This window comes from Mesorhizobium sp. M5C.F.Cr.IN.023.01.1.1 (genome assembly GCF_003997585.1).
Classification (GTDB): Bacteria; Pseudomonadota; Alphaproteobacteria; order Rhizobiales; family Rhizobiaceae; genus Mesorhizobium; species Mesorhizobium wenxiniae.
The window spans coordinates 1-18,555 of record NZ_RZSU01000005.1 but is presented as its reverse complement, the minus strand read 5'-3'; the positions used below and the strand labels follow the sequence as shown (position 1 = coordinate 18,555).

Here is an 18,555-nt window from a genome sequence, read left to right as displayed (position 1 = left end):
TTTATCTTTCATTGGTGGACTCCGTCGGAGAAAGGGGGGGTGGGACGGCGCTGTCGAGCTCGCGTGACCAGTCAATGGCGTTGATGAAGACGCCGAGCGGATTCTTGCGCAGCTGATCCGTATTGCTTGGCGAGCGGATCACGATCGTGAGGATCGCAGTCCAGCGCATCGTGCTGGCAAGGCTTCCGCGCTCAAACACCTGCTCGGTCCATTTGACCTGGAATGAACTTTCGGAGGCCCTGACCACGCTGGTGACCTGTACCGAGACACTGCGCGTTCCGATCTGACCGAAGGGGTCGTTCGCCTTGGCGTATTCGTTGAGGAAGAGCGCTGCGCGATCGCTAGCAAAGTCGTAAGCTGCGAACCAGTTCTGCCGTACCAAAACCGGATCGGTGGAAACGGAACGGACATTCTGGATGAAGCGGCCGAGATGCCAGGCGATCTGAGCATCCGAGGGCTCATAATTCCGGATTGCCGGCGCGACGGCGCGCGTCTCGCCGAAGCCATCGACCTCGACGACGTAAGGCACGACACGGCTTTGCATCGACTGCCATACGAGGCCGCCGGAAAGTCCGGTCGCCAAGGCCAGGCACCCAAGGGCCATGAGCCGCCAGTTCCTGGCCTGCAGTCGAGATGAGCCGATGCGCTCGTCCCACAGCTGGGCGGCTTTTTGATACGGCGTGACCGGTTCGGGTGTTTTGCCGTAACGGTGCACGGGTCGCTTGAAGAGCATCTAGTCATCCTTGTCGTTGAGAGAGGGGTTGGCGCTGCCTCCCGGCCGGTCTCCGTCTCGGACAGCTTGCATGGCAGCGTGGCGATGTGCACGGGCGGTCTGTTCAGAACGTAGGCGCCTTGCCCACGTCGGCGCCGAAACAGTGGCCGAACCGGCAGAGCGCTCGGTCATTGACGCGGTCGGCGTGCCGCCGGTCGCGGTCCACGCGGCATCGCGCCCGGCATCGGCGTTGCGCCCAACACTTGCAGTGGCGGATCGCGCTACGCGTATAGCGGCGCCGCCAGCGGCACTGGTTACACCATGCATTCCAGCAGCCACACCGGAGAGGCCAACGTCGGGCGAGGTTGCGCGCCCGATCTGCCAGGACGTGGAAGCAGCCGATCCCATTGTTGTGCCGGCGCGGATGGCGGCGAGACCGCCGCTGGTTGCCATACGCGCGCCAGAAAATGCCGTGCCTCCAGCAACGAGTGATACACCCGCTGCCGCCGCGGTCGTGCCGAGGGCGGCGCCCGCGCCAAGCTGCGGTGCGCCTGAGACAAGACCCGACGCGATCCCCGGCCCAAAAATGCCAAGGCCAAGCAGTGCCAGTGCGCCCAGTACCTGGGACATGGCAGCGGCCAGATCCGGCTCCTTGCCTTGCAATGCGGAAGCGAACTCCCCGAAGAGCGTGGAGCCGATGCCGACAATGACGGCGAGCACCATCACCTTGATGCCTGACGAGATAACATGGCCGAGCACGCGTTCGGCCAGGAACGCTGAACGGTTCCAAAGTGCGAATGGAACCAAAACAAAACCTGCCAGCGTGGTGAGCTTGAACTCAAGGATGGTGATGAAAAGCTGGATGGAAAGGATGAAGAAGGCGATGATGACCAGGAACCAGGCCATCAGCAGCACGAAGATGGTCAGTGCGTTGCCGAAGATTTCCGGGAAGCCCAGGAGCTGACTGGCTTGGTCAAGCATTGGCCAAGCACCTTCGAAACCGGTCGCGGCAATGCGGCCCGGGCGCAGGAGATTGTCTGCCGACAGATTGCCGGCCGACGCATTAATCCCGAGACCGGCAAAAGAACGATAAATGATATCGGCGAGGTTCTTGAAATTGTTCAGGATGAAGGCGAAGACGCCAACATAGAGCACCTTGCGGACAAGCCGGCCGAGAACGCTGGTCTCCTCGCCGAGCGCCCACGCCAGGCCGGCAAGTGTGATGTCAATGCCGATCAGAATGGTAGTGAGGAAGGCGACGTCGCCCGAGAGCAGACCGAACCCGCTGTCGATGTAGCGGATGAAGGTCTCCATGAAGCGATCGATGACGCCAAGGTCGTTCATGCCGCTGCCTTCCTCGTCGTGATGAACTCGTGATTAATTGCCGGGATAAGCCGAGCCGGTACCCAAGAATCGCTTCGTCATCTCGCGGGCGGCTTCCTCTGACTGGGCCTTGCGGGCGGCATCCTCGGCCTCAGCTCGAAACTGCGTTGCGAGCAGCGTCTGGATCTGCATCTGCTGCTTTGTCGAAAGCGCTATCAGCTGGTTGGTGGCCTGGCTTGCCTGAAGCGCACCGGCCGCCCCTTGGCTGCGGTTGACGAGATCGGCGAGCAGATCGCCGTCGGCGCGGACGTTCTCGACGATTTGCGACTGGACCCCCATGGTCTGGCGGAACGCCTGCATGGCGCTTTGCCAACGCTCGCGCGCAGCACTCGCCACATCGCTGACCTTGATCGTGGCGTCGTAGCTTTCCGGATATTGGCTGCGCCACTGGTCTTGAAGCTTGCCCAGATCAAAGCTGAGGCCACTCGCCTGGTCCATCAAGCCGTCGATGCGATGGAGCGAACCGGTGAGTTGGCCAACGGAAGAGAAATCCAGACGCTGAAGATTGCGCGCCATGTTCTGCAGCATGGTCGCCTGATTCTGCAGCGACTGGATCTGGTTGTTGATCTGCTCCAGGGCGCGCGCGGCCGTCAGCACGTTCTGCGCATAATTGGACGGATCGAACACGATAAGGGCGTAGGCGGGCTGCACATAGTCGGCCATAGGCTTGGCGATCAGGGAAACGGTGATCAGGCCGGAGAGAAGGCGTCGCCGCATCATGCTAATTGCTCCTTGTCTGGTTGAGGGAATTGCTTGAGAAGTTCGCCGGCCCAATCGAGGCCGCGCGCGATCAGGAACTGCGAGGCAAAGCTGCCTTGCCCGTCTTCGGACAGGATCCTGTCGATCAGAGTCTGCGTGGCCGGATCGGAAGCACCGCAAAGCGCAAGAGCGATGGGGCCAAGCCCGAGCTCGAACAGACGGTTGCCGCGGCGCGATTGCAGATAATACTGACGCTTCGGCGTGGCGCGGGCGATCAATTCGATCTGCCGCTCGCTTAAACCGAAGCGTTCGTAGGCTGTGCGCGCCTGGGGTTCCACGGCACGATCATTGGGAAGGAAAATGCGCTGCGGGCAGCTTTCGATGATTGCCGGCGCTATGGCAGAGCCCGCGATATCAGCCAGCGACTGCGTAGCGAAGACAACCGACACGTTCTTCTTTCGCAGCACCTTCAGCCATTCGCGGATGCGGGCGGCGAACAGCGGATTGTCGAGATAGACCCACGCCTCGTCGAGCATGATCAGCGTGGGCCGTCCGTCGAACCGTTCCTCAAGTCGCTGGAACAGATAGGTAAGCACCGGCAGCAAAGCGCCTTGGCTGTGCATCAGCTCCTCGGTCTCGAAACACTGCACATCCGACAAGGCCAGCCCATCATGATCGGCATCGAGCAGGCGGCCGAAGGGACCGTCGAGCGTGTAGGGCATCAATGCGGACTTCAGCGCATTGGATTGAAGCAGGACCGAAAGGCCGGTCAGTGTGCGTTCCTGCGCCGGCGCGGTGGCAAGGCTGGCCAGCGCTGACCAGATAGCCTCCTTCACCTCCGGCGTGACGGTGACGTTCTCGTGGGCAATAAGGCTGGCGATCCATTCGGCCGCCCAGCTTCGGCTAGCCTGGTCGTTGATGCTGCGCAGTGGCTGAAAGGCAAGGGAACCGTCCGCTCCTAGCGCGTGGTGTTCTCCACCCATGGCAAGTGTTGCAGCACGGGCCGAATTGCCTTTGTCGAAGACATAAACCTGGGCGCCGGCATAGCGCCTGAACTGCAGAGCAATCAGAGCAAGCAGAACCGACTTGCCGGCGCCGGTCGGACCAACAGCCAGCATGTGGCCGACATCTTCGACGTGGGTGGAAAGCCGAAACGGTGTCGACCCGCTGGTCTCGGCAACGAGAAGCGGTGGCGCTTCGGTTTGGGTGACTTTCGCGAGATACTCGTTTGTCGCAGGACCGGCCCAAACCGACGACAGCGGCATGAGATGGGCAAGGTTCAAAGTATGAACGAGCGGTTGGCGAACGTTAGCGTAGACATGGCCAGGCAATGAGCCGAGCCAAGCCTCGACCGCATTGACGCCTTCTCGGATCGTGGTGAAACCGATCCCATTGATGATGCGCTCGACCGCGCGAAGCTTCTCTGCAGCGGCTTGGCGATCCTCGCCCCACACCGTCACGGTCGTGGTGAGATAGCCGAAGCTCACATGATCGCCGCCCAATGCCTGAAGGGCTTCGTCGGCATCGAGCGCCTTGTTGTCGGCATCGCTGTCGACAAGCGGGACCGGCTCGTTGGTAATGACCTCGCGTAGGATTGCCACGATCGATTTGCGCTTGGCAAACCACTGCCGGCGCAACCGCGTCAGCGTCTTCGTGGCTTCCGTTTTCTCGAGCGGAATGAAGCGCGTCATCCAGCGATAGGCGAAATCCTGATGATTGAGGGCATCGAGAATCCCGGGCCGGGTGAGGTTCGGAAAGCCGAGGATGGTCAGTGTGCGAAGATGCTGCTCACCCAGCATCGGCTCCAGGCCACCGGCAAGCGGCGCATCGACCAGGATGGCATCCAGATATATCGGCGTTTCCGGGACCATGATAGGATGGCGTCGAGGCGAAATCGTGCCGTGGAGATAGGTCAACGTCTGAGCATCATCGAGGACGCGTACTTCGGGCATGAAGCCCGAGAAGAGATCGAGCACGCGGTTGGTCTCGTCACGGAACCTCGCCAGATCCTGGCGCCAGTCTCTTTCTCCTTGGGAATAATGAGAGTCGACGAGCGCGCTTTCCGCGCGCGCCTGGGCGTCGGGCGGTGGCATAAACACTAAGGTCACATGATAGCGGCTCTCGTAGTGCGCTACCTTCCCCTCGAAAGCAGCGCGGCGTTCTTCGTCGACCAGCCACGACGCGGCGTCAGGAAAATGCGAGTTCGGATAGCCCAGCGCTTCTATGCGCTCGGCCTCAAAGAACAATGCCCAGCCAGAGCCAAGGCGTCTGAGAGCATTGTTCGCCCGGCCGCAAATGCCGACGAGTTCAGCCTCCGTCGCACTTTCGAGATCCGGGCCGCGGAACCGCAACGTCCGCTGAAAGCTGCCGTCCTTGTTGAGCACGATGCCGGGCGCCACCAAGGCAGCCCAGGGTAGATGGTCGGCAAGCCGGTCGGCTTTGCTTCGATATTCCGAAAGGTTCAGCATGCAAGCCACCCCTTCAGACGAAGGTGGCGCACAAGCACGCTGGCGAAGTCCGGATCGCGTCTTGCGGCAAAGACCGCTAACGAGTGGCCCGCGATCCAAAGCACCAGACCAGCAATCCATTGCTGCAAGCCGAAGCCAATGGCCGCGGCCACTGTACCGTTGAGGATCGCCACCGCGCGCGGAGCCCCGCCGAGCAGGATCGGCTCGGTCAGCGCCCGGTGGACCGGTACTGCGAAGCCCTCGATATGCTGCTCCCCGGCGGCCATCAGACGAGCGCCCCACCACCGAAGGAGAAGAAGGAGAGGAAGAAGCTCGATGCCGCGAAGGCGATCGACAGACCGAAGACGATCTGAATCAGGCGCCGAAAACCACCGGCGGTGTCGCCGAAGGCAAGCGTCAGGCCGGTGGTGATAATGATGATCACCGCAACGATCTTGGCGACCGGTCCCTGCACCGACTCCAGGATCTGCTGCAGCGGCTGCTCCCACGGCATGCCGGAGCCGGCCGCATAAACGGGGGCCGTGATAAGAAACGCGAGCGCTGTGGACGAAAGAAAGCGAAGCTTCTTGCGCATGAGGAAGGCCTTTCAAAGCTGCTGGAGTTGCGAAAGCGTGAGCGGGGCAACGGCGTAATCGCCGCTGCCGTCGAGACCGGTGACCTCGGCGATTGCGTCGATGTGGCGCGACGAGCCGCGGCCGGCGATGAAGACGAGCAGGTCGACGGCATCGGCGATGAGGCGGCGGGGAACGGTGACGACTGCTTCCTGTGCGAGCTGCTCGATACGGTAGAGTGCGGAGCGCGCCGAATTGGCGTGAACCGTGGCGATGCCGCCGGGGTGCCCGGTGTTCCATGCCTTCAGCATGTCGAGTGCTTCCGCACCTCTTACTTCGCCGACGATGATGCGGTCGGGCCTGAGCCGCAGCGTTGAGCGCACGAGATCGGCAAGGGTGACCGAGCCCCGCCTCGTTCTCAGGGCAACGCAGTCCCTGGCCGCGCACTGCAGTTCGCGCGTGTCCTCGATGAGGATCACCCGCTCGTCGCATTCTGCGACCTCCGCCAGCAGCGCATTGGCAAGGGTTGTCTTGCCCGAAGACGTGCCGCCGGCGACCAGGATGTTGCGCCGCTCGCGGACTGCCCTCTTGAGCACATCGACCTGCAGCGGCAGCATGATCCGGTCCGCGACATAGTCGGCCAGCGTGTAGAGCTTTGCCGCTGGTTTACGGATGGCAAAGCATGGCGCGAGCACGACCGGCGGCAGCAGACCCTCGAAGCGCTCGCCCGACGGCAGTTCGGCACTGACAATCGGATTGTCCGCGTGCGCCTCGACCCGCACATGGGAGGCGACCAGGCGGATGATGCGTTCCGCCTCGGACGGGTGCAGATGCACGCCCGTATTGACTCGGCCCTCGCCCAGCCGGTCGAGCCGCAGCGCACCGTCGGGATTGACCATCACCTCGATGACGGACGGATCGGCAAGGGCTTCGGTGATTGCCGGACCCAGGGCGGTGCGCAGCATGACACGCCGCCGGTGGTCGGCCTCGGGATGAGAGCTCATCCTTCCCCTCCCCCACCATTGTCTTTGCTAAGCGACCTTTTGCCGGAAGCGATCTGGCGGCCGACCTGCTCAACGAATTTGTCAAAACGCTCCTGGGCAATCGCCTGGGTCGCCCTGTCCGGCACAGGCGTGTGGGCATGAAGCGTGATCGAAAAGCGGATGAAGAGCGCCAGACTCTCCAGGATCACCTCGGCATCGCGCCTGACGTGGGCAAGGTCGCGGGAGAGCCGGTCAAGCCTTACGCCGTAGCGCCGATCGAACTCGTTCTCGCCACGCCGCTCGATGAACGCCTCGACCGCCTTCGCCACGATCGCTGATTTGGTCGTTGACGGATCGCGACTGAGGTTGTCCAGTTTCTCGCTGAGCTCCGGCTCAAGCAGAAACTGATGGCGAATGCGGTGGGGCTTCATGCGGCTCGTTCCGACGGCCCGGCGTTGCGCCGGCGACGGGAGAAGGATCGGCCAGACGCTCAAAATTGCTTATGGCCGTTATCTACGCTGAGATGCGCTCTGCAACTCAGCGGACTTCAGAAGCCGGGAATGACATCCTTGTCGTCGCCCCTGCCCTCGTTGATACCGTAGGCGCGGGCCGCAGTGGAAATCCGATCCATGACACGCTTGTCCGCGAGCGCTTCGCTGTCATCGTCTGCGGGCTTCAACAGATCGGCCTGATCGGGCTCTTGAGAGACAACAACGTCTTCTACGGGCAGGCTTGGATGGCGTTGCTGCTGAACGCCTCCCTCGTCTTCAACTGGCGCGTCGGCGCTTTCGTCGTCCGCAGCAAGTCGGCTATCGACGCTGCACACTTGTCCAGTCCAGCCGTCCGGGCGTGATGCAGGGCAGTCCGCATAGGGACCGTCGCGCAGCACCGGCGCAGGCAGCACCCGGTCTGTGAAATTCTGATCCTGATAATAGCGCAGCTTCTTGGCGCGGATCGGCGGCAACCCAGAAACCAGGACCAATTCGTCTGACGGCGGCAATTGCATCACCTCGCCTGGCGTCAGGAGCGGGCGCGCGGTTTCCTGGCGGCTCACCATGACATGCGAAAGCCAGGGCGCAAGCCGATGGCCCGCATAGTTGCGCATCGACCTAAGTTCGGTTGCGGTGCCGAGGGCATCCGAGATGCGCTTGGCCGTGCGTTCGTCATTGGAGGAAAAGGCAATTCGCACGTGGCAATTGTCGAGAATAGCATTGTTCTCGCCATAGGCCTTTGAAACCTGGTTCAAAGATTGTGCGATCAGATAGGAGCGAATGCCATAACCTGCCATGAAGGCGAGCGCCGTCTCGAAGAAGTCGAGGCGACCGAGCGCCGGAAACTCGTCCAGCATCATGAGCAGTTGATGCTTACGGCTCTTCTTCGGGTCCCCCTCCAGGCGCTCCGTCAACCGCCTGCCGATCTGGTTCAAGATCAGTCGCACCAAAGGCTTGGTGCGCGAGATATCCGAAGGCGGCACGACCAGATAGAGCGACAGCGGTCGCTCTCCATCCACTAGGTCAGCGATGCGCCAGTCGCAGGACGAAGTGGCCGTCGCGACCGTTGGATCACGATAAAGCCCGAGAAAGGACATGGCGGTCGAGAGGACGCCTGAGCGCTCGTTCTCCGACTTGTTCAGGAGTTCGCGAGCCGCCGAGGCCACTACGGGATGGACCTGAGGGTTATGCCCCGTCCCGAGATGGTTTGTCGTCATCATCCGCTGTAGCGTTGCGGCAAACGAGCGTTGCGGGTCCGACAGGAAGGTGGCGACGCGGGCCAGCGTCTTTTCCTCTTCAGCGTAGAGCACGTGCAAAATGGCGCCAACTAGGAGTGAATGGCTGGTCTTCTCCCAGTGGTTCCGTCGCTCCAGCGCGCCCTCGGGATCGACGAGGATGTCGGCGATGTTTTGAACGTCTCGGATCTCATCTGGGCCTTTGCGTACCTCCAGCAGCGGGTTGTAGCGTGCCGATCTCGGGTCGGTCGGATTGAACAGAAGGCAGTACGAGAATTTCGACCGCCAGCCGGAGGTCAACTGCCAATTTTCGCCTTTTATATCATGAATGATGGCAGACCCGGTCCAGGAAAGTAGCGTTGGAACAACCAGCCCCACGCCCTTGCCCGAACGCGTCGGCGCAAATGCCATGACGTGCTCCGGGCCGTCATGGCGCAGATAGCGATCGTTCAGCCTACCGAGGAAAACGCCCGCCGGCCGTAACAACCCTGCCGTCTCGACCTCATGAGTCGTGGCCCACCGTGAAGACCCATAGGTCGTAACCGACCCGCGCTGTCGCGCGCGCAAAAGCGAGCCAGCGATTGCGGCGGCACAGCCCAGGAATCCGCTGGCGCCTGCAAGCGTACCGGCTTTGTCGAAGACCTCCGGCGCATAAGCATCGAAGTGGAACCACCATTCAAACAGCTTCCACGGCTTGTAGATTGGCCAGCCGGCGAAGAGAAACCATGGTGCGCCGAGAGGCGTCTGGTAGGTCAGCATTTGAGCGCACCATTGGGTTGCCGTCCATACGCCGATAATGACAATTGCGCACACAACGGCGATCTGCCCGATCAGTAGCTTCGTAGGTGTCATCGGCTTGGCCCGCTGAACAACGCGACCTAGCATCGCGCGGCGCAGCCGGGACAGGAATGTTCCTCACATACGATTTGGGAGCAATGAACGACTTCCTACGTATCAGGTCGGTCAGCACGCGTGTTGCGCCTTCACGCGACACCATCCGCCACTCCATCCTTTCCATTCACCCTGAGGCCCGGCGCCGCCGACAGTTGCGTGACCGCTCCTCCGCAAAGTTATCTTCTGCGTTCAGGGAGCCACGGCGCCTGGGCTGGCTGATGAACACCGTCCGCTCGCGCATGTGGGGTCGAATTGATTTGTGCCCAAGTGGAGGCAGGCTCGTCTTCCAACAGTTGCCGCAGTTCCCCTGGCTCGAACGCCATCATCGGTGGGGAAGCGGGTTCATCCTCCAACAGTTGCCGCAGTTCCCCTGGCTCGAACGCCATCATCGGTGGGGAAGCGGGTTCATCCTCCAACAGCTGCCGCAGTTCCCCTGGCTGGAACGCCATCATTGGTGGGGAGGCAGGCTCGTCCTCCAACAGTTGCCGCAGTTCCCCTGGCTCGAATGCCATCATCGGTGGGGAGGCGGGTTCATCCTCCAGCAGCTGCCGCGGCTCTTCCTCGTGCGGCAAGCGCCTCCTTAGCCGGTCTTGCAGCGCCTGCCGATCGGCAACGAGGTTGTCGAGGGGCAGCGGCTCGTGGTCTGGCCGCTGCCCTTTCACCAATCGTTCAACCAGCGCCCACGTGCCCTCCAGGACAAATACGCCGCAATCATAATGGTTCGTCTGTCTGGCCATGGGGGCTGGCGCCAAGGTGGCATTCAGCAGTCCTGCGAGCTGTTTTGCAGGCACGTCGTTATATCCCTCTCGCTGGAGGGAGTCGTAGTGATAGGCGAACCGCCTTTCCGGGTCGCGGCGATCAACGAGCAGCAGCGACCAATGGGTGCCGGGGCTAGTAGCCGTGCCATTATTCACTGGCAAGAACAGGAAGTCGGCTGTGGCGTTGTTTTGATTATAGATGGACTGCAATATGCCTCGAGCGTCTTGCGGCGACGTGTGTCGCAGTAGATGGGATACGGAAGGATCCACCAGCCGAGTCCGGGCAGCGAGCGCCGGATTGATCCCCTGCAGTTGCCCCTCCAGCAAATTGTAATCTCTCTGGATATGGGCGTCGCTCAGCCATTCGGCGGCGCCGAGCACCCGCCCCGTTGCAACGTTGGACGGGGCTGTCGGATCGAGCGCCCCGATCTGAGCCCCAGAGGAACTGGTAGTCAGTGTGGTCACATCAACCAGTGGAAGGCCGCGGTAGGTGCCTGGCAGCCTAGCGGTTGCTGGCGAGGCGGGTTGGGGAGCTCTTGCCGGTGCCGCTGGCCCAGCTTCAGCAGCGGCCCCAACGCGCCTGGTGACTGCGTCTGCCGGATGAGCAGAAAGGACAGTTTCGCGCCCGAGCACAATGCGCGGCAGGATATCCCGGAGGTGAGCCAATGCAGAACTGATACTTAGCCTATTACCATAGGAGACAGCCTTGAAGCTCTCAACATCTTTATCCAGCGATTTGTCGTGAATCCGAGCCGCAATCCCAAGCTTGTTATTTTGACGCAGGTACTGACTAAAATGTCTAAGAAAATTTGTATAGCCGCCCACGGTATCTGGATTCCGTCCGGTCGCAGGCGCTGCCAGGTACTCCTTGGTCGAAGCGGCTCTGTAATTTCTAATGAGCTCGGCATCGTCAGGATAGGGGATCACGACAGGGCGAGCCATAATCTGGGCTCCGCCTGTCGACTTCTTGAGGTAACGCAGTGCGCCAGCCACGGTGGAGGAACCACCCGTACTCTCGTACTCCTTGAGATCCTGATCCAGCGACGAATGGTAAAGCCGAGCAGCAAACCCTGGCTTGTTGTTTTGAAGGAGCCACCGACTAAAGCCGAAAAGAGAATTTACATTGTAAGTGACCGTGTTCGCTTTGGCCTTACCCGCGTGGAATGCTGCCCTCAGCCCTTCGATAGCGGTCGCATCGTTGGAATAGACAGGACGCTTGTCGGCACCGTCGGGGACTACAATTGGACGATCCGGCTGCACTGTCGAGGGCATCGACCCACCACCTCCGGGATGCGGTGCTGGGGTGGATTCGTGCTCATCCCTCTGCCTGACGAGCTGCGCCTCACATTCCGGTGTAGCCACCTTATGAGGATCCTGCATCGGTTCGATCCCCTCCATCTCCTGCTGCAACCAAGCCAAAGCTTGGCGAGCGGCCTGCGCGGCTTCATCAACCGCGGAGGATGTCTCCACACCTCTGGCGGACGCCGGCAGAGCCTGCTCCGCCCGCCGTCGAAAGAGCTCTGGCGAGGCGGATTTCTCCGCCCACAATCTGGGCTGCGTAGCGAGTCCCCGTCCAGATTTATGTGGCACCGCCTCGCTTGGCAGCGGGCTGCTCCTGTCCCGTGCAGCTACCAGCTCCTCCGGGGCGCCCTGGTCGCCGTGGCGCCAGTTCAAGTGAGGGACGGCCTCTCCAAAGTCGGGCGCTTGGTGTTGGTGTGCGGTTGGGGCGAGAGACAATGGTAGATCGGTGCCCTCCTTATAACCTACCGGCAGGAGCTCCTCTGGCCAATCGAATCCCTGCTGTGGTGCGGTATGCTGAGCAGCGTCGCCACGGGGACGAGCCTCCATGCTGACCGCGTTTTCCAGATGATTCCCGAGTATAACGCGCGGCGGGTTCTTGCGGAGATAAACCAGCGCAGATTCGATCGGAGCTCCACCATTAGAGGAGGCGGCCTTGTAGCTCTCAACATCTTTATCCAGCGATTTATCGTAAATGCGACCCGCAATTCCGAGCTTGTCATTTTGACGTAGGTAATGACTGAAATGGTTAAGAGCAGTTGCGTAGCCGCTCGCGGATCTGAAATGTCTGGTGAGCGCGGCGTCGTCAGGATGGGGGTTCAGGACAGCGCGACCCACAATCGGGCCGGCTCCGCCCATCGACTTCATCAATTGACGCAGTGCGCCAGCCACGGTGGAGGAACCACCCCTACTCTCGTACTCCTCGAGATCCTGGCTCAGCGACGGATGGTAAAGCCGAGCAGCAAGCCCTGGCTTGTTGTTTTGAAAGAGCCAACGACTAAAGCCGAAAAGAGAATTTGTGCTGCGAGTGACCGTGTCCGGCCTGGCTTTACCCGCAAGGAGTGCTGACTTCAGCCCTTCGATGGCGGTGGCATCGTTGGAATAAACAGGACGCTTGTCGGCACCGTCGGGGACCACAATTGGACGATCCGGCTGCACTGTCGAGGGCATCGACCCGTCGAGATGCGGTGCTGGGGTGTATTCGTGCTCGTCCCCCTGCATCACAAGTTGCGCCTCCCGTTCCGATGTACCCACCTGATGGGTGGGGAGTTGCATCATCACGCGAGCGCCTGAGTTGCCAACCTCACCTGGTTGCCGCTCAGTGACAGCATGCTGCAGATTGCTTTGGATCCTCTGCCTCTTCGTTGGTCTCAACTCACCTTTACCATGCGAGCCATTGACGAGGACCTCCTCGCCTGGCGCACCCATCAACTCGTCCGCCGCCTGCAGTTCGCCCAAGTGCTGCTCAAAACCGGCTTGGCCGGCCTGTCCGCTTGCTCGTGCGGTACGGCGTGCTGCACCTGCAGCCAAGCTGCCACGATGAATGTCTAGTTTGTACGGGTGCACGCTATCCTCACTTCCACAGATCACATGAGCAACCTACTCAGGCAAGCTTTCGAGAGGCTGACGAGGTCCGCCGCCGCGGAAGGCGAAGGCTGGTTTTCTGCTCAGCGGTTGACGGCCTCGCGTGTTGCGGCCGCGCCGGGTATCACGCCAATCAATCTGAATAGTCGATGCGTCAAACGAACCAGGATGGGATTTTCGTAGCGGGGCTGCTCTACTCACTCTTGTCCTGAGGGCAGAATTCAACCATATCGCCGAGCAACTGGATGCCGATTGGATACCCGATCCGGAAAGCTTCAGCTCCTATGTGACGCGATGATGAGGCCTGGTCTCGCAGCGGCATGCGTTCCGAGAGATGCTGCACCAGGTACGAGGCGACCTTATCCAACAAGGCACCACTTGCGCTGTTTTGTGGAGACGAGCGTCGGCATGCATCCATGCGGGTGCTTGAGTGGTGAAGACTCTGAACGACGGTTCCTATGGCGCTGCCGGCGCAATCAGCTGCTTGGGGACGCGTGACGCAGATCAAAGCTCCCCTTGCCGAGCACGGAGCAGGCGAGTGAGAGAGCAGATGAATAGGCGTGTCGCCAATATTTTCGCATTGCTCTAATCGATTATAGTTGTGAGGAGCAATTTGAGACCATTTACTTGCGGCTCAAGTCACCCATAAAAGAAGGCAAGCACCGATTCGGTAGCTTATCCCCTGTCTTTCGCGTACTCGCGGCCGTGGCGCCGGGTGAACGATTGAAGACCGCCGGTCTCACTCGCAGGTGGGTGCCAGGGCGTGGGGCGGTTGGCAAGCCACAGGAGTAGGACAATGTCGAAGGATTCGGGTAAGGGCGATAATCACGGCGGCGGACCGGGCAAGATCGAGATCACGGTGGTGGTGAACGGCCAGCCCACGCAGGTCGAAGCCAATCCCAACCAGCCGCTTCACGTCATTCGTACCAAAGCCCTTGAGAACACGCAGAATGTCGCCCAACCAGCCGAGAATTGGGAATTCAAGGATGAGGCCGGCAACTTGCTCGACGTCGACAAGAAGCTTGGCGATTTCGGTTTCCCGAATACTGTGACCCTGTTCCTCAGCCTGAAGGCGGGCGTCGCAGGTGCCTAAACCCCAAAGTGTGGATCCGGAGGTCTCCCGAGCGAAGTTTGATCGGGAGATCGGCCGGTTCCGGCCATATGCTGATGTCTATCGGGCTCAGGGCTGCTTCTTGATCGAGGCGACTTTTCCGCGCGCTTTCTTCATTTTCGCCAGCCCCAAGTTAAAGCCACGGGTGGTCAGCGCAGCGAGCGAGGTCGACTTCACCGACTACGACTTAAGACCACCGTCCGTGGTCTTCGTCGATCCGTTTACGCGTGATCCGATTGCCCGGAAAGATCTATACCTGAAAATGCTTAGACGTCCGCCGCTGCCCGGAACGCCGCCGGAGATGATAGGAGCTCTCATCCAGCAGAACGCCGTGCCGCTGACGGACTTCATCCAGGCCAACAGTCCCGAGGACGAACCATTCCTGTGCATGGCGGGCGTCCGGGAATACCACGACAATCCAGCCCATTCAGGTGATCCATGGCTACTTCATCGGGGTTCTGGCGAAGGCTGTTTGGCCTTCATCCTGGACAAGATCATCAAGTACGGAATCGTTCCTATAGAGCAGTTGCAGATTCAACTCCAACCGACAATCGTAGGAATGGTGGTATCCCCTCAGGCGATACAAGAATGACTGGTTTGAGAGATGTAACGATCGTGACTCTCCCGCGCGGCTGCATCTCGACCACGCATGGGCATCTGCGCTCAGTTGGTCGCGAGGGCAATGAGGGGATGGCACTTTGGGTCGGCGTTCAGGAAGACCGGCACTTTGCCGTAACAGAGACGGTTATCCCGGCGCAGCGTCACATTCGAACAAACGATGGCGTTTGCGTGATCGTTGCGGCCGAAGAACTGCACCGGCTCAATGTCTGGCTCTACAAAAGCGGCCTGAAACTCTTGGCCCAGATTCACAGCCATCCGGGCCGCGCCTACCATTCGACGACGGACGACGCTTATGCGGTTGCTACCACGGTTGGGTGTCTGTCGCTGGTGGTGCCGAATTTCGCCCGCGAGCCTTTCGATTTTGCTCGGGTCGCCGCCTATCGGCTTGACGAAAAGGCCAAATGGAATGCGCTCCCTCCCGCGGCACTGTCGCGAATGATCATGATATCGAGTTGAACAATGGCATTCGCTAACTTCATCGATCGCGCCGCCACGGCGGCATCTCAGGTCCTGGCCGATTTTCATCTGGGAGACTTCAAAGCAGCTCTTGAAAAGCAGGTCGTGGCAGTCGCCTTCGACCATCAGGCCGCTTCCTGCGCCGAAGGCCAGGCGACATTAGATCTTGCGGTGAGATTGCTCGCTAGGCTCTACCCGGTTCTGGCGATACTCCCGCTGGACAGCGCGGCGAGCTCTCAAGCCCAAGCGCTGGAGCGCTTGGCAAAGTCGATCAATCCAAAAGTCGGCATCCGGCGTTCCGGCAAGTCTGCCACCGTCTGCGTCGTTGCAGGGGTAACGCGCCCATCACTCCGGTGCCCGATCTTTTTCGTGGGATCGGACGGTTGGGCGGCAAAGCTGTCGCGTACGGACCCGGTGGGCTCTGGCCCAAGTCTGCTGCCTTATGGAGCTGGCGCCGCCAGTTGCTTCGGCGCCGCCAACGTCTTTCGAACTATCTTCGCCGCCCAGTTGACCGGCGCCGAGTTGGACGAAACCATCGACCTCTCGCTATGCAGCTACGACAAGACCAAAGCCGGGGAGGCTGGCCCGATCGACTTTCCAGTCGACCTTGGCGAAACCCACCTCGTTGGGCTCGGTGCGATAGGCCATGGCTCGCTTTGGGCGCTAGCGAGACAACCCGATCTCAAGGGTCGTCTGCATGTAATCGATCACGAAGCGATCGAACTCTCAAACCTGCAGCGCTACGCATTGGCCGGCCAGGCGGAGATTGGTATGTCCAAGGCGGTTCTTGCAGCCACCGCCCTTAGATCGACTGCCCTTGAGGTCGAGGCGCACCCTCTGACGTGGGCAGAATATGTTGCGCGCCGGGGCAATTGGGTCTTCGACCAAGTGGGTGTGGCGCTTGACACCGCCGCCGACCGTCTGGCTGTCCAAGGTGCACTGCCGCGATGGATCGCAAACGCTTGGACGCAGGAGCACGATCTCGGTATCTCCCGGCATGGTTTCGATGACGGCCAGGCTTGCCTTTGTTGCATGTACCTGCCATCCGGAAAATCCAAGGACGAGCACCAGCTGATTGCCGAGGAACTCGGAATACCGGAAGCACACGAGCAGGTGAAAACGCTCCTGCAGACCAATGCCGGAGTTCCCAACGACTTTGTAGTTCGCGTGGCTACAGCGATGGCTGTGCCGTTTGAACCGCTAGCCCCGTTTGTCGGCCAGCCCCTGCGCTCCTTTTATCAGCAGGCTATCTGCGGCGGTCTGGTGTTCCAGCTTAGCGAAGGAAGTCGCCGCGTTCGAACTGTCGTTCCGATGGCCTTTCAGTCGGTGCTTGCCGGGATTATGCTTGCCGCGGATTTGGTCAAACATAGTGCGGGGTTTCCCATGAGCCCGACGACGAGCACTCGGGTGAATCTTCTGCGCCCCCTTGGCTCTCACTTGCACGATCCGAAGGCCAAGGACTCCAGCGGCCGCTGCATCTGTAGCGACGACGATTTCATTGCCGCTTACAGGCGCAAATACGGCGAGCCCGTTGATCAGGTAAGCGATGTCTCGGCCGCCTAAGCAGACGCGCACCTCTCCGTGGACGCAGGGGGCGCGGCTTGTGGGCGTGACCATGGGCGCCATTATGACACGCTTGGCCCGCTCCTTTGCCCGCCTATCGTCCTCCGCGCATGATCCCTGACACCTCCTTGCCGACGTGATGATCCAGCACCAGCCGCCATGGCACCAGAGGCTGGTCAAACCTCCGTTGTTGGCCGGTTTGGACAGTGCTGCATCAGGTCTCGACCGACGTCTCGACAGTCAGGGCTGCTTCGACGGGTGTGAAGATGTCAACATCGACCCCAGGCGCCCGAATCGTCACAATCAGGGCGTACCGAGCCAGAGCGTCGACGCGTTCCAGGTAAGGCTTCTCCTTCCACCAGCCCCCGACCGGGAACACGCCGATCGCGTCACGCTCGGCGAGATCGGCGGCGCTGCCCGACCAGAAATCGGCGTGCAACGAGCCGCGATCGCGGAAGGTGCCGAGCAGCCACTCTTCTCCGCCTCCAGCAGGCGCCCCTTCCTCCTCGTCCCGAGCGGCCTGATTGATGCGGGCTCGGAATTCGTCGACTGTCTCGGTCGCTGACTTTACTCTGAACCGAAGACCATGGGACGCGTAACGATGCCGGCGGGTCCATCCGCGTTCACCGGGGTTGGGTTCGATGAAATAGGACAGCGTGACGCGGAGCTCGACCTGGGCAGCGCCGAGCGCCGCGAGCTGCTCCTTCGGCCAAGGCAGGCGATGCAGCTTCATGTCACGCGTTTTGGCAGCCGCGCCGCCCTCGCGCTGGAAAGGCTGAAGCTCATCTTCAACGATAAGCGTGAGGTCGTTCACCGTTGACAGAAGCGCGCGCCCAAGATCTGGCACGCCATAACCATAGCGCCGCACGAGCGCCTGGATCTCGCCCTTCGCTCCGTTGCACGCATCGATGCGTGCGCGCATCGCCGGAGTCCATTCGGCCGAGTGGACGATCAGGGCGCGAACCGTTTCAGGCCACAGCTCGGGGCGCGCTGATAGAATTAGTCCCGCCATCCGTGCGGCATGGGCCGTTGCCGCGCTCGTATCTCCGAGGGTGGTGAAGTGGCGCAGTTCGGGTCGATAGAAAGTGGTCAATATCTGCAGATCGTCGATCGGCTCGCCAGGCAACACACCGTCATGGGCGAGATTGCCGCCTTCGAAGACGACCTCGGGCTTCACCGGCCACTGCCTGTCCCAAACGACCGAAGTGCGACTGCGCGGCGAGAGCTCGCCGACCGGCGCGATCGGAGCGTAGCCCGCAAAGTCGGTGTCAATGATATCGACCTTTTCTGTGAAAGCGCCGACCGTCAGCGCATTCCAGGCCTGAGAAGGATCATCGACTGCTTCCAGATCGTTGCGCGTCAAATGCTCGGCCGGCATGAGGTCATCGCCGATGTTGCCGGCAGAGAGAACGATCAAGCGTCGCTGTTCCTCTTCGAAACAGAGTTGGTCGATAGCGGCAGACCACGATGTGGGCCTTCCACGCGCCGGACTGGCGCTTGTCACAGCCATTGCGATCGCGCGGCGGCGCTCCGGCGCCTGCACCTCGGCGCGGGCGATCGCTTCCGCGGTGATCGCGCCATAGAGTTCTGGATCGTTTGCCTCGTCTTCTGGCGGAAGGATGCGCATTTCGCTGATTGTGAGCAGCCATTTCACGCGATGGTGAGCGCTCATTTCATTTGATCGTGAGCAGGTATTTCACGCGATCATGAGCGGCCGCTTCGACCGTCCCTGTTCATTGATTCAGGT

14 protein-coding genes and 1 pseudogene are annotated in these 18,555 nt (G+C 60.9%); 4 read left to right on the top strand and 11 right to left on the bottom strand.

Annotated elements, in window-relative coordinates; all coding sequences use genetic code 11:
* Window position 1: 1 nt before the first annotated feature.
* The 10 genes from trbF to EOA78_RS03415 form a co-directional block, all read right to left on the bottom strand.
* Window positions 2-733, bottom strand: coding sequence for a conjugal transfer protein TrbF (trbF, locus tag EOA78_RS03460; protein WP_095520370.1), 732 nt, complete (start codon window positions 731-733; stop codon window positions 2-4).
* Window positions 734-2,056, bottom strand: coding sequence for a P-type conjugative transfer protein TrbL (gene trbL / locus EOA78_RS03455; protein WP_091595791.1), 1,323 nt, complete (start codon window positions 2,054-2,056; stop codon window positions 734-736).
* A 33-nt stretch (window positions 2,057-2,089) separates the two neighbouring features.
* Complete coding sequence (trbJ, locus tag EOA78_RS03450) at window positions 2,090-2,815, bottom strand: P-type conjugative transfer protein TrbJ (protein ID WP_091595793.1); 726 nt, start codon at window positions 2,813-2,815, stop codon at window positions 2,090-2,092.
* Window positions 2,812-5,262 (bottom strand): conjugal transfer protein TrbE, encoded by a 2,451-nt coding sequence (gene trbE, locus EOA78_RS03445; RefSeq protein ID WP_029354937.1) that lies wholly within the window; start codon window positions 5,260-5,262, stop codon window positions 2,812-2,814. Before trbE ends, trbJ begins: the two co-directional genes overlap by 4 nt.
* The gene (locus EOA78_RS03440; RefSeq protein WP_024502852.1) at window positions 5,256-5,528 is read right to left on the bottom strand and encodes a VirB3 family type IV secretion system protein; all 273 of its coding nucleotides are present in this window, start codon (window positions 5,526-5,528) and stop codon (window positions 5,256-5,258) included. The genes trbE and EOA78_RS03440 overlap by 7 nt, the downstream gene beginning before the upstream one ends.
* Window positions 5,528-5,836, bottom strand: coding sequence for a TrbC/VirB2 family protein (locus EOA78_RS03435; protein WP_024502851.1), 309 nt, complete (start codon window positions 5,834-5,836; stop codon window positions 5,528-5,530). Before EOA78_RS03435 ends, EOA78_RS03440 begins: the two co-directional genes overlap by 1 nt.
* A 12-nt stretch (window positions 5,837-5,848) precedes the next feature.
* On the bottom strand, window positions 5,849-6,817 hold the full coding sequence (trbB, locus tag EOA78_RS03430; RefSeq protein WP_091595797.1) for a P-type conjugative transfer ATPase TrbB: 969 nt from the start codon (window positions 6,815-6,817) through the stop codon (window positions 5,849-5,851).
* The gene (locus tag EOA78_RS03425) at window positions 6,814-7,227 is read right to left on the bottom strand and encodes a CopG family transcriptional regulator (protein ID WP_029354930.1); all 414 of its coding nucleotides are present in this window, start codon (window positions 7,225-7,227) and stop codon (window positions 6,814-6,816) included. Before EOA78_RS03425 ends, trbB begins: the two co-directional genes overlap by 4 nt.
* 116 nt (window positions 7,228-7,343) lie before the next feature.
* Window positions 7,344-9,374 (bottom strand): conjugal transfer protein TraG, encoded by a 2,031-nt coding sequence (locus EOA78_RS03420; RefSeq protein WP_091595898.1) that lies wholly within the window; start codon window positions 9,372-9,374, stop codon window positions 7,344-7,346.
* A gap of 218 nt (window positions 9,375-9,592) precedes the next feature.
* The gene (locus EOA78_RS03415; RefSeq protein ID WP_245477329.1) at window positions 9,593-12,931 is read right to left on the bottom strand and encodes a Ulp1 family isopeptidase; all 3,339 of its coding nucleotides are present in this window, start codon (window positions 12,929-12,931) and stop codon (window positions 9,593-9,595) included.
* A gap of 922 nt (window positions 12,932-13,853) precedes the next feature.
* Here EOA78_RS03415 and EOA78_RS03410 point away from each other — a divergent pair.
* The 4 genes from EOA78_RS03410 to EOA78_RS03395 are packed head-to-tail and all read left to right on the top strand — an operon-like array spanning window position 13,854 to window position 16,808.
* Window positions 13,854-14,150 carry a DUF2604 domain-containing protein gene (locus tag EOA78_RS03410; protein ID WP_024505654.1) on the top strand — a complete coding sequence of 99 codons (297 nt, stop codon included), beginning with the start codon at window positions 13,854-13,856 and terminating at the stop codon, window positions 14,148-14,150.
* The gene (locus EOA78_RS03405; RefSeq protein ID WP_091595799.1) at window positions 14,143-14,760 is read left to right on the top strand and encodes a putative metal-binding protein; all 618 of its coding nucleotides are present in this window, start codon (window positions 14,143-14,145) and stop codon (window positions 14,758-14,760) included. The genes EOA78_RS03410 and EOA78_RS03405 overlap by 8 nt, the downstream gene beginning before the upstream one ends.
* Window positions 14,757-15,245 carry a Mov34/MPN/PAD-1 family protein gene (locus EOA78_RS03400; RefSeq protein ID WP_091595801.1) on the top strand — a complete coding sequence of 163 codons (489 nt, stop codon included), beginning with the start codon at window positions 14,757-14,759 and terminating at the stop codon, window positions 15,243-15,245. The genes EOA78_RS03405 and EOA78_RS03400 overlap by 4 nt, the downstream gene beginning before the upstream one ends.
* Window positions 15,246-15,248: 3 nt before the next feature.
* A complete protein-coding gene (locus tag EOA78_RS03395) occupies window positions 15,249-16,808 on the top strand; it encodes an E2 ligase fold family C protein (protein ID WP_091595803.1) in 1,560 nt (519 codons plus the stop codon).
* A gap of 214 nt (window positions 16,809-17,022) precedes the next feature.
* On the opposite strand, the pseudogene EOA78_RS03390 reads toward EOA78_RS03395, so the two are convergent.
* Window positions 17,023-18,435: pseudogene (locus EOA78_RS03390) on the bottom strand (S8 family peptidase); the annotation flags it as partial.
* Between the last annotated feature and the right edge of the window lie 120 nt (window positions 18,436-18,555).

Bases quoted from the DNA above. Each gene is read 5' to 3' on its own strand.
- trbJ (WP_091595793.1), bottom strand. From the start codon at position 2,815: ATGATGCGGCGACGCCTTCTCTCCGGCCTGATCACCGTTTCCCTGATC.
- trbB (WP_091595797.1), bottom strand. From the start codon at position 6,817: ATGAGCTCTCATCCCGAGGCCGACCACCGGCGGCGTGTCATGCTGCGC.
- trbL (WP_091595791.1), bottom strand. From the start codon at position 2,056: ATGAACGACCTTGGCGTCATCGATCGCTTCATGGAGACCTTCATCCGC.
- trbF (WP_095520370.1), bottom strand. From the start codon at position 733: ATGCTCTTCAAGCGACCCGTGCACCGTTACGGCAAAACACCCGAACCG.
- EOA78_RS03440 (WP_024502852.1), bottom strand. From the start codon at position 5,528: ATGGCCGCCGGGGAGCAGCATATCGAGGGCTTCGCAGTACCGGTCCAC.
- EOA78_RS03425 (WP_029354930.1), bottom strand. From the start codon at position 7,227: ATGAAGCCCCACCGCATTCGCCATCAGTTTCTGCTTGAGCCGGAGCTC.
- EOA78_RS03435 (WP_024502851.1), bottom strand. From the start codon at position 5,836: ATGCGCAAGAAGCTTCGCTTTCTTTCGTCCACAGCGCTCGCGTTTCTT.
- EOA78_RS03410 (WP_024505654.1), top strand. From the start codon at position 13,854: ATGTCGAAGGATTCGGGTAAGGGCGATAATCACGGCGGCGGACCGGGC.
- EOA78_RS03400 (WP_091595801.1), top strand. From the start codon at position 14,757: ATGACTGGTTTGAGAGATGTAACGATCGTGACTCTCCCGCGCGGCTGC.
- trbE (WP_029354937.1), bottom strand. From the start codon at position 5,262: ATGCTGAACCTTTCGGAATATCGAAGCAAAGCCGACCGGCTTGCCGAC.
- EOA78_RS03395 (WP_091595803.1), top strand. From the start codon at position 15,249: ATGGCATTCGCTAACTTCATCGATCGCGCCGCCACGGCGGCATCTCAG.
- EOA78_RS03420 (WP_091595898.1), bottom strand. From the start codon at position 9,374: ATGACACCTACGAAGCTACTGATCGGGCAGATCGCCGTTGTGTGCGCA.